The sequence below is a fragment of the Enterovibrio norvegicus DSM 15893 genome, from assembly GCF_900115495.1.
Lineage (GTDB): Bacteria > Pseudomonadota > Gammaproteobacteria > Enterobacterales > Vibrionaceae > Enterovibrio > Enterovibrio norvegicus.
Genome location: NZ_FOWR01000097.1, coordinates 1 through 1,213, shown reverse-complemented (window position 1 = coordinate 1,213; position 1,213 = coordinate 1). Strand labels below are relative to the sequence as shown.

The window sequence follows — 1,213 nt, the reverse complement described above, 5'->3', positions numbered from 1 at the left end:
GTCAGGCGATGAGTCGATTTATTATCGAGTTCGGGGAACGCCTCGAAAAGCATATTAATTAAATGGCAGTTACACAGAATCTGTTACAGGCTCGATTTTTTATTTGTCGCCTCCTGTTACGTCACGCACCTCAAACTCGCCAATAACACTTTAAGATTCCTACTTTAGCACCATTGACAACCAATGATACTGATAATCATTTGCATTAATGAGGCGTTTGATCCATGCTGTAAAAGCACTTATCGTCACTTTTGGAGGTTCTAGCTCGATGAAAAAGCCCATACTTGTTCTCGCGTTGTTGTTTTCCTTTCATCTGTCGGCAGCAGAGCATGAAGTTAAAATGCTCAATGCGGGTCCAGAGGGAATTATGGTGTTCTCTCCCGCTTATTTAAACATTGACTCAGGCGATACCGTTCATTTTGTGCCAACAGATCAGGGCCATAATTCCGTTTCAGAATTTGGCCCTGAAGGAGGGGTTACCTGGAAAGGTGAGCTTGGTAAGCCTGTGAGTGTCACCTTCGATAAAGAAGGTCTGCATGCTTACCAGTGTGAGCCTCATTCGATCATGGCAATGGTCGGTATTGTGCAAGTTGGAAAAGCTACTAACAAAGAAGACTTTCATCGTTTTGTTGATTCAAAAGAAGCCATGTTCGTGATGAACAAAGGCAGATTTAAGGCTTATGGAGAACAGGTGAAGTAAAAAAGATACACGTTGCAGACATACGTACGGGCAGATCATACTCATGTTCTGCCTAAAATCACCACAAGCTCATACGTTCTCAACATTACTACGTGCCCATTTTTATTGACTGACTGAGTGAATACTTACCCTGAAGCGATAAAGTAGTGTTTCTCAACCCTAGCCATTATGTTTATTCTACCTTCAATGCTCTTCGTTAGCGTCATCACCCAAGGCAGATTGAGTTAAGAAAGTGGAACAATAGGTGGGTCTTCTCAACGTTTTACGCCATTACTTACTCCTGCTAAAGAATCAGAGATTACATAGCTGTGCTAGCAGGGTGTGGAAAGCATGAAGCCAACCCACCCAAAGAGGTATCGAAACCCATACCGTGGTGGCAACCATTGGAGCCTGATGTGGTTATCGGCGGCTACGCGTTCTGAATAGCCACCGACTCAGTAGACACCTTTGAGCCTTTCTTCGTACTGCTTTTCATACTCTACAGGTGACATTTGGCCGTTGGAACCGTGCCGA

1 protein-coding gene is annotated in these 1,213 nt (G+C 43.9%); it reads left to right on the top strand.

From position 1 onward, the window contains the following. The first annotated feature begins 217 nt into the window (after positions 1–217). Positions 218–700: a pseudoazurin gene (locus BM082_RS24565; protein ID WP_208862557.1), complete on the top strand. Its 483-nt coding sequence runs from the start codon at positions 218–220 to the stop codon at positions 698–700. The last annotated feature ends 513 nt before the right edge of the window (positions 701–1,213 follow it).